The sequence below is a fragment of the Neobacillus drentensis genome (assembly GCF_036965425.1).
Lineage (GTDB): Bacteria > Bacillota > Bacilli > Bacillales > Cytobacillaceae > Neobacillus > Neobacillus drentensis_F.
On record NZ_JBALPP010000157.1, the window covers coordinates 329 to 9,641 of the forward strand.

At 36.6% G+C, this 9,313-nt stretch carries 8 protein-coding genes; 1 reads left to right on the forward strand and 7 read right to left on the reverse strand.

All coding sequences use genetic code 11. The annotated features are described in order from the left end of the window. Window positions 1-190 precede the first annotated feature (190 nt). The gene (locus V7161_RS28335; RefSeq protein WP_335716133.1) at window positions 191-694 is read right to left on the reverse strand and encodes a hypothetical protein; all 504 of its coding nucleotides are present in this window, start codon (window positions 692-694) and stop codon (window positions 191-193) included. 48 nt (window positions 695-742) lie between these two features. Then, entirely contained in the window at window positions 743-1,993 is a 1,251-nt protein-coding gene (locus tag V7161_RS28340; RefSeq protein ID WP_335716134.1) for a helix-turn-helix domain-containing protein, read from the reverse strand. Between the two features lie 154 nt (window positions 1,994-2,147). Here V7161_RS28340 and V7161_RS28345 point away from each other — a divergent pair, with 154 nt between their 5' ends. After that, complete coding sequence (locus V7161_RS28345) at window positions 2,148-2,906, forward strand: SDR family NAD(P)-dependent oxidoreductase (protein ID WP_335716135.1); 759 nt, start codon at window positions 2,148-2,150, stop codon at window positions 2,904-2,906. A gap of 444 nt (window positions 2,907-3,350) precedes the next feature. Here the strand turns inward: V7161_RS28345 and V7161_RS28350 are convergent, their stop codons facing one another. The 5 genes from V7161_RS28350 to V7161_RS28370 all read right to left on the reverse strand — a co-directional run bounded on the left by V7161_RS28350 (window position 3,351) and on the right by V7161_RS28370 (window position 9,249). Beyond that, window positions 3,351-4,358: a ketoacyl-ACP synthase III gene (locus V7161_RS28350; protein WP_335716136.1), complete on the reverse strand. Its 1,008-nt coding sequence runs from the start codon at window positions 4,356-4,358 to the stop codon at window positions 3,351-3,353. 242 nt (window positions 4,359-4,600) lie between these two features. Further along, window positions 4,601-5,563 carry a carbohydrate kinase family protein gene (locus tag V7161_RS28355; protein WP_335716137.1) on the reverse strand — a complete coding sequence of 321 codons (963 nt, stop codon included), beginning with the start codon at window positions 5,561-5,563 and terminating at the stop codon, window positions 4,601-4,603. Between the two features lie 77 nt (window positions 5,564-5,640). Further along, window positions 5,641-6,618, reverse strand: a complete 978-nt coding sequence (locus V7161_RS28360) for an ABC transporter permease (RefSeq protein WP_335716138.1) — start codon at window positions 6,616-6,618, stop codon at window positions 5,641-5,643. Then, window positions 6,615-8,177 carry a sugar ABC transporter ATP-binding protein gene (locus V7161_RS28365; protein WP_335716139.1) on the reverse strand — a complete coding sequence of 521 codons (1,563 nt, stop codon included), beginning with the start codon at window positions 8,175-8,177 and terminating at the stop codon, window positions 6,615-6,617. Before V7161_RS28365 ends, V7161_RS28360 begins: the two co-directional genes overlap by 4 nt. Window positions 8,178-8,280: 103 nt before the next feature. After that, window positions 8,281-9,249: an ABC transporter substrate-binding protein gene (locus V7161_RS28370; protein WP_335716140.1), complete on the reverse strand. Its 969-nt coding sequence runs from the start codon at window positions 9,247-9,249 to the stop codon at window positions 8,281-8,283. Between the last annotated feature and the right edge of the window lie 64 nt (window positions 9,250-9,313).

The following is a 9,313-nucleotide window of genomic DNA, read 5'->3' on the forward strand; positions in this document are numbered from 1 at the left end:
CTCTTCTTTCTGTTGTTTCCTCTTGTTTAGCCATTCCCGAATCCGTCTACGCAACCTTGACCGTTTCTTCAACGTTTCCCCCCCAATCACCTTCATATTTCTCCTTCGGCAATCCAACGGGTTTCCATTCTGTGTTTCACAAGTGGTGTATGCTTAAATTTTAACAGGTTAGTGGCAATAAAGACAAAAGCTATTTACCTGTGGTTACAGCATTGGCAGAGAAAAAAGCGGAAGTATCTGTTCCGCCGCTCCTTGCCGGCCTTATTTTTTTATAATGACGTTGCACTTTCCCTATCCGTAATTCAACTATTACCATTTTTCCTGTAGGTTTTATACTCGGCAGCCTATATGAAAAAACAGATTTTTCAATACCCTGACTTGTTACAACAACATCTTCTGTGGTATCGAATAAAGTGACTCTGACTTCATATGCAAAAATATCTTTATTTACTAGTTCTGCAACGAAAGAACACGCAGTCATTGGTTTTATTTTGATTGGGCCCCCATCACCTTTTTTTAAATATGGTCCGCTAAATGATAGAACTTGCAATTCCTCATTAAAATAATTTATAAAAAATTCATTGCACTCCCCAAAGTAGACGTGCGGTAATAACTCTCCATTAGATTCAAGATGTTCATGTAAAACAGGATTTAAATCTTTAAATTGATCAATAAGTATATTTATTGCATCCATAACCTGCAAGTACCCAATACCTTACTTATACAATACATTTTCATCCCATCATGTCGATAGATGATGGGATGAATGATCATTTCTAAACTGCCTGGGGGTTAAACCTGTGTATTTTTTAAATACTTTTATAAAATAACTTTGATCATTGAAATTTAACCAGGTGCTGATGTCTGAAATCGAATAACTTGATATAGCCAACAGTTTTTTTGCTTCGTCTACTCGTTGTTGTTGAATATATTCACTTATAGGAATACCCACTTCTTTTTTAAAAAAAGATGATAAGTAATTGGGACTTAATCGACACATTTCTGCAAGTTGTTCCAGTGTAATGTCTCCATAAAGATGGTTGTAAATATAATGTCGACAAGCAGTTATGGGTGCAGAATATTTTTCTACATTTAAACCGTGAACACGATTGGTAAAATCACTTATGGCTTCTTCCGTTAATCTCAATATGGCCTTTAGGTTTCCTAATTCCTCAATTTGTTGAATATAATAATCACTTAAAGTAAAGGCCGTTTCCTCATTTAAGCCCCCTTCAATGGCAGCTCTGCAAACAAGGGCAATGCCCGTTATCATTAAATTTTTTTCACTTCGTAAGCGACTCCGTCTCGACAATAATCCTAATTCTGCCTCACCCACGATTGAGTAATCGAAGATATCCTTTAATTTATCGATCTGCCCGTTTTTGACATAATCAAGCAATACCCGTTCATATGAAAGATTGGAATGAAAAATGAAATTCCTTCTGCCTTTTGAAAGCTCAACATCTAAATTCTCTGATTGTATGACACCAAGGTCTATCGCTTTATTGTTTTCTAGGACCACCGTTTTATCTAACGCTTTACGATAAAGCAAATAATAAACCATTAAACTAATCGATAGTAGCTGATGATGGTCCTTAATGGGGACGGCTTGATAATATTCAATAAGATTTCTTTTATTGATGTTTCCTTTAAAAGCATCTAGAATCTTTGCAATATTTTCATCCGATATTTCGGTCTCAAGGGCAGGTCCTACAATAATAGTACCTAAAAAATAGTTCGATTTTTTAAGATTCACAAAGAAAAAATTCAAATTTGAATTTGAAAAAAAGATAGGGAACTCACTCGGATCCTCTTCATACGTATATACACTTATTTGCTCTTTAAATGGAACATAATAGGGATTACTCCGTAGGTAACTGCTTGAAAATTCGTACTCGAACTCACCAAATCCATTGACATAATAAACTGGTATTCCATGAACTTCCCAAATAAGCTGGCATATATATTGCATATCCTCCATGGATACTTCCATCTATTTCATCTACTCCATCCGTTTTTTAAATCGTTTACATTATTTATTTTTTACAATAAGAAAATACTATTATCCGTAGAATAATACAATAATTCATTCTTAATCAGCAATAAAATAGGTGATGTAAGAAATCTTAAACAAAGGGGAAATGAACATGGAATTAGCAAATAGAATTGCCGTTATCACTGGTGCAGGAAGTGGCATTGGCAGAGCAAGCAGTTTGAAACTTGCTAGTAATGGAGCAACTGTTGTCATAGTTGATTTCAATAGAGAAACAGGGGAAGAAACTTTAAAACTTGTGAAAGAGCAAGGTGGAGAAGGAATCTTCGTTCAGGCAGATGTATCGAAAAGTGAAGATGTGCAAAACTATGTAAATAAAGCAGTCGAAACATATGGCCGCATTGATATATTTTTCAATAATGCAGGTATTATCCAAAAGTTCGCACCTTTCACTTCAGTTGAAGAATCCGAATTTGACCGGATTATGTCTGTCAATGTAAAAGGAGTATTCCTTGGATTAAAATATGTCCTAAAAGTGATGGAAGAGCAAGGAAGCGGATCGATTATTAACACGGCTTCTACTGCAGGCATTCGTCCTGAGCATAGTGTTGCTGTATATTCTGCAAGCAAACATGCAGTTATCGGTTTAACGAAAGGTGCTGCATTAGAATATGCTAAAAAAGGAATCCGTATTAATGCGCTTTGCCCAGGCGGTGTTCAAACAGCGTTAACCGCTAGTGTTGCTGAGCAGTTTGAAAAAGGCGGTTATGTTCCAGAAGAATTTTCAAATATGAGAATGGGTCGTTATGCTGAACCGGACGAGCTTGCTGAAATGGTTGTTTTCTTAGCATCAGATAAAGCAAGCTATATGACTGGTTCAATTGCACTTGTAGATGGTGGTTTAACTCTATAAGCAATTGAAACATCATGCGGGGGGCGGCCTTTCTGAGTTTATTATTGTGATGCTATAATAGAATAAATGACAAAAAAGGTCCTTTCAATGATGAATACCCAGCATAGAATTTTTATTAGAAAACTTAGCTCCGTGCAAATGTATACGATGAACCATTGTGCGGAGCTTAATCAGGAAGCCTAATTCTTCCTCTATTCATTTGCAAATAACTTGCTAAAAAAAGTGTTATTGGATAAACAAAGGACTTTCATAGAATGTCAAACAATATAAAAAAGGTACATCGCTAGAAATAGTGTTGTATCTTTTTACTTATTAAGCCCTCTTATTGGCTTATTTGCAACAACAACTTATAACAACATAGTATGATTTACTACTACAATATTTAAATTGTTATTAAACAAAAGCACCCGTTTGTTTAAGTATAATCCTTCACAATCTTTTTCGTTACAACGGTGTAGGAGTATAAATTTGTTCGTCAAAATTTAATTCTAGAAGTTGACCAGCTTGAACCAAACCAGCTCCAAAACCGTACATGAGAACTCTGTCTCCATTTTTAACTTTTCCCTCACGGATTCCCAGGTCAAGAGCTAAAGGAATAGTTGCAGCAGAAGTATTTCCAAAGTTGACTAGGCTATAAAGAGTTTTTTCCATTGGGAATTCTAATTTTTCACAGATTGGCTCTATGATCCGTAAATTGGCACTATGAGGTACAAACCAATCAACCTTGTCTAAACTCAATTGTGTTTTATTCAAAATTTGTCTAACACTAGTAGGAACACTCCTTACAGCCCACCGAAAAACTTCCCTACCATTTTGTACAAGGCATTTCGTATCGATTAACTCAATCTCATTAACCTTGTTTGAAAGTCCAGTTTGATATACATACTGTGCTCCACTTCCATCACTTCCTAAATGGAATCCAATGAAACCTTTTGATTGTTCATCCCTTTCAACCACTACAGCCCCAGCTCCATCACCAAATAAAACACATGTGCTTCGATCGGTATAATCCGTTATCTTTGAGATCGTATCGGCACCGATTACCAGAATCTTCTTGTGAAGTCCCGAGGCAATATAAGTGTTTGCTGTATGCAGAGCATATACAAATCCTGCACACGCCGCACTTAAATCAATGGCGCCTGTTTGTTTGATATTTAATCGTTCTTGTATGATGCTTGCGACAGATGGAAACGGAAAATCTGGAGTGCTTGTTGCCACGATGATCATATCTACGTCTTCGACTTTTTTATTATATCTGTGCATTAAATCCTTTACTGCAGCTACACATAAATCACTGGTAAATTCATCAGGGCGACTAATTCTGCGTTCACGAATTCCTGTTCTTTGAATAATCCAATCATTAGTTGTTTCAACCATTTGTTCAAGATCGAAATTTGTTAGCTTTTTTTCGGGCACATATGTACCAATAGCAGTTATTCTCGAACCTATCATAGAATCCACCCCATGTTTTTATTATAAGTTGGTATTAGTACCTGGTTATAATTATAGCGATTTATATTATAAATAATCAACTTTTTTACATAACAAAAAGGTTACTCTTTTTTGAAGAAACCTGCATCGATAGTTCAATAAGAAAAGCCACCAAAAGGCAGCTCGCTCTTAACTCTTACACCCGTAAGGGGAATATATTAGTTTAAAAAAAGTTGGATAAAAGGGAGCATGTAAAACAGTTACTAATTTTGACTATTCATTAGTTTCATAACTTCTTCCATGTACGGCATGCTTAATATTGCACCTTTCCTTGTTGTGACAATCGCTCCAACTGCATTTCCGAAAATAGTAATTTCTTTCATATCATCTATATTTAAATCAGCAATAGGTTTATTTTTTTCTAAATATTTATATAAAACGCCACTAAAGAAGCCATCTCCCGCACCTGTTGTATCAACTGGATTCACTTTGAAGGATTTAAATTTCCCTATGTTCTCCCCTTTTCGATAAAAACAGCCTTCAGCTCCTAACGTGACAAATATAAGTTCTGTGTTATACTGTTCAACCAGTTGTCTTGTTCCTTTTTCTAAATCTGCCTTTCCAGTAATGAATTCCAACTCTTCCTCCGAAAGCTTTACAATGTTAGCATATTTCAATCCCTCTTTAATCATTTTCTTTGCATGTTCTAGATTCTTCCAAAGCAAAGCCCTTAAATTAGGATCATAGGAAACAACTTTCCCTTGTTCTTTTGCTATTTGGACTGTCTTTAGAGTGGTAGTGGCAGCTGGTTCATTAGTGAGGGAAAGAGATCCAAAATGAAAAATTTTGGTTTGATCTACGATATTTTCATTAATGTCATCCTCTGTTAACATGGTATCCGCACCGGGATTTCGATAAAAGCTGAATGAGCGGTCACCATTTTCATCTAAATGAACAAATGCAAGCGTAGTATTTGCTTTTTGGGTAAGGGATAATCCTTCGCAGCATATGTTTGTATCTAATAAAACTTGCTTTAAATAATGTCCAAATTGATCATCTCCTACCTTACCAATGAAACAAGTCTTCTTGCCTAATTTGGTTAAGCCCGCTAATACATTGGCCGGGGCACCACCAGGATTTATTTCAAAGACAACTTTGCCAGGCTGAGAAGAGTTATAAGGAGTTAAATCAATTAATAACTCTCCAAGAGCTGTTACATCATACATTTGAACCTCTCCTAAATTCTAGAATTTATTAAGCCAGAAGACTACTCTTCTGGCTTTTTATTTGAAATGGAACTAATTTAAGTTCTGCTTCGTAATCTATCAAGAAGCACGGCAATAACAATAACTATCCCTTTTACAACTTGTTGCCAGTAATAATCCACGTTAAGCAAAGTCATTCCATTCGTTAACACAGCAACAATCAAAACCCCAATGATAGTTCCTTGTATACGGCCACGTCCCCCTACAAAACTAGTACCACCTAGTACGACAGCTGCTATCGCATCTAGCTCAAATGCTATTCCTACCATGGGCTGCCCTGAGAACAAACGTCCTGCCATCACAACACCACTAACACCGGCGAATAAGCCACTGATGGAATATACATTAATCAGGGTGCGTTTAACTTTAATCCCTGTAAGATGTGCAGCTTCTTCATTACCGCCAATAGCATAAACATGTCGCCCGAACATCGTATACTTTAAAACGATTAACATGATGGTATAAACAATTGCCATCACATAAATAGGAGTAGGAATCCCCAGAATTTCCCCTGCTCCAATGAACTTGAACTGCTTTGATGCCAAAACTACAGGATATCCGCCGGTTATAACATAAGCCAACCCCCTCAGGTAGGTCATACTTCCAAGCGTTACGATAAATGCAGGCAACTTAGTTACAGCGGTTAAAAATCCATTAATAGCCCCAGCAACATATCCTACAGCAACTCCTACTAACATAGCGATAACTGGAGGAATTCCGGCATTTGATAGTAATACAGATATAACACCGCTCAATGCAAGGGTTGAGCCTACCGATAAATCAATTCCTCCTGTTAATATAACTACAGTCATCCCAGCTGCCAGAATGGCAGTGATTGAACTCTGCTTTAGTACGTTTAAGATATTACTTGAGTCTGTGAAATTCGGTGCAAAAATAATCATAACTATGATTAATAAGGCAAGAATTATTACCATGCCCAGCTGATTAAAAATCTGTTTTGACTTTTCCTTAAATGAAACTACGGATGGACTTGACATTTGTAAGTTTGTATTCATTTTTTAACCTCTCCTGTAGCGTAGTACATAATTTTTTCTTGAGTAGCTTCATTACGAGATAGTTCAGCTCTTAGTTTCCCCTCATGAATCACTAAAATCCGATCACTAACTCCTAATACTTCTGGTAATTCAGAAGAAATCATCAATACAGCAAGCCCTTGTTCTGCTAATCTACTTATGATTTTATGAATCTCAGTCTTTGCACCTATGTCTACACCACGGGTCGGTTCGTCAAGCAGCAGTATTTTAGGACCAATAGATAACCATTTAGCAATAACAACCTTTTGTTGATTTCCTCCGCTAAGGCCCATAACATTTTGATCCTTTGATGCCGTTCTTACTCCAAGTTCTTTAATGTATCGATCAGCATCACGATTCATTTGCTTAAACTGCAATAGTTTAAATTTACGATAGGTTGGCAATTGTGCCATCAGTATATTTTCTTTTACAGATAAATTTGGTAATAACCCCTGTTCCTTCCTGCTTTCAGGAACATGAGCAATGCCAAGTTTTATTGCGTCAATAGGACTTTTTATATGAACGGGCTTGCCATCCAAAATTATTTGACCCTCTGACAGTTCGGATAGTCCAAAGATTGTTCTTACCAGCTCAGTCCGTCCCGCACCGACAAGGCCTGCTAAGCCCACAATTTCACCAGGGTAGATTTTCAGCGATATCCCCTTTACATACTTCTTGTCAGAGACATTTTTTAACTCAAGGACTGGTTTTTGTTCAGACCTAACAATACTTTCGATTCTTTCTCTTACAAAAAGCTCATTTAACTCTCTTCCTACCATAAGTTTTACTAGATTCTCGGGATTTGTATCCGAAATTGGTCCACTTGTAACCCAATGACCGTCTCTAAGAACTGTAAAGCGATTTGAAATTTTAAAAATCTCATCCATTCGATGAGAGATATAAACAATAGCTACGCCTTTTCTTCTTAATTCTTCAATGATGCCAAAAAGCTTTTCTATTTCTTTATCTGTCAGAGATGCCGTCGGTTCATCCATAATTAAAATCTCAGAATTAAGTGATAAAGCTCGAGCAATTTCTACCATTTGTTGTTGGGCCACACTTAAGGTGGAAACCTCCGCTCGAGGATCCAAGGAAGATCCTATGGATTTTAAAACTTGGGCAGCATTTTCATAAATATCATTCCAATTTATTAGGCCCAGCCTATTTTTCTTAAATGTTGTCCCCATCATAATATTCTCACCAATGGACAAATTAGGTGAAAGGCTTATTTCTTGGTGAATAACACTGATCCCTTTATTTCTTGCCTCCATTGGATTATTCCAATGTACTTCTTGACTTTTATATTCAATCGTTCCTCCATCAGGCTGATACACTCCAGCCATGATCTTCATTAAAGTAGATTTTCCTGCACCATTCTCCCCCATCAAGGCATGGACTTCCCCTTTATAGAGTTCGATATTAACGTTTTGCAACACCTTGACACCGGAAAATTTCTTCGTAACCGCCTTCATCCTAAGGATGGGTAACTGACTCTCTGGTAGACGACGATTTATTTGTTCTTGAATCTGAAATACTGCCATTAGTGCCACTCCCTACGTCTCTTTTTAAGCCCTATTTTACTAGGATATAAATATAGTGCTCCTGATAGAGCACCATATTTTACCTCTACTAGAGGGAAATCAATTACCAGCCGCTATAGGAATCAACATTATCTTTAGTGATAAATTTAGTTGGAATAAGAACTTTTGAGTCTACTTTCTTTCCATCAATGATTTTTAATGCTAAGGCAACACCGTCAATAACCATTTGATTTGGGAATTGCGCTGAAGTACCAGCAAAGCTTCCGCCTTTTTTCAGCGCATCAACCGCAGAAGGCGCACCGTCAACACTTACGACAAAGAATTCATTTTGTCTACTAGCTTGTTCTTGAGCAATTTGTACTCCAACAGCCTCTTCATCATTTATTGTAAATACTGCATCGATTTTTTTGTTTGCTGTTAGTGTACCTTCCATTACGGTAAGAGCCTTTTCACGATTCCCCTCACCATTTTGTTTAGCAACAACCTTGATATCTGGATATTTATTAATCACTTCGTTAAAACCTTTAATTCGGTCTGTCACTGCTGAAACAGGAGGTCCATCAATAATAACAATATTACCTTTTCCATTAAGTTGTTTTACAAGGTACTCCGCAGCTAATTTACCTGCTTGTACGTTATCAGACATAACCACTGTGTCAATGCCGCCTTCTGCAAATCCATCAAGAGCAACAACAGGAATACCTGCTGCTTTTGCCTCACTAACTGCACCAGCAATTCCAGCAGAATCAAACGGGCTTAATAAAATTAAATCAACTTTTTTTGTGATAAAGTCTTCAATTTGTGCAGTTTGTTTAGCAAGATCTTGATCCGCACTTACAGTAGTTACTTCAGCCTTATACTTAGAAGCAACTTCTTTAGCACCTTTAGACATCGCTACAAAGAATGGATTACTTAAATTTGGAACTGTTAAACCAATCTTTAGCTTTTTTTCAGTATTAGACTTGTCATCTGTTTTACCTGTATTAGAAGCGCTTTCATTATTGCTGCATGCACCTAAAAAGCATAAAGTTAAAATTAATAATACTATGTTAAAAATTTTGAAGTTTTTCATGATTTGTAATTCCTCCTAAATAGAGTTTTGTAAAGTAATAGATACTTCTAGCAAAACACAATCC

Bases quoted from the DNA above. Each gene is read 5' to 3' on its own strand.
- V7161_RS28370 (WP_335716140.1), bottom strand. From the start codon at position 9,249: ATGAAAAACTTCAAAATTTTTAACATAGTATTATTAATTTTAACTTTA.
- V7161_RS28335 (WP_335716133.1), bottom strand. From the start codon at position 694: ATGGATGCAATAAATATACTTATTGATCAATTTAAAGATTTAAATCCT.
- V7161_RS28355 (WP_335716137.1), bottom strand. From the start codon at position 5,563: ATGTATGATGTAACAGCTCTTGGAGAGTTATTAATTGATTTAACTCCT.
- V7161_RS28360 (WP_335716138.1), bottom strand. From the start codon at position 6,618: ATGAATACAAACTTACAAATGTCAAGTCCATCCGTAGTTTCATTTAAG.
- V7161_RS28350 (WP_335716136.1), bottom strand. From the start codon at position 4,358: ATGATAGGTTCGAGAATAACTGCTATTGGTACATATGTGCCCGAAAAA.
- V7161_RS28345 (WP_335716135.1), top strand. From the start codon at position 2,148: ATGGAATTAGCAAATAGAATTGCCGTTATCACTGGTGCAGGAAGTGGC.
- V7161_RS28340 (WP_335716134.1), bottom strand. From the start codon at position 1,993: ATGGAAGTATCCATGGAGGATATGCAATATATATGCCAGCTTATTTGG.
- V7161_RS28365 (WP_335716139.1), bottom strand. From the start codon at position 8,177: ATGGCAGTATTTCAGATTCAAGAACAAATAAATCGTCGTCTACCAGAG.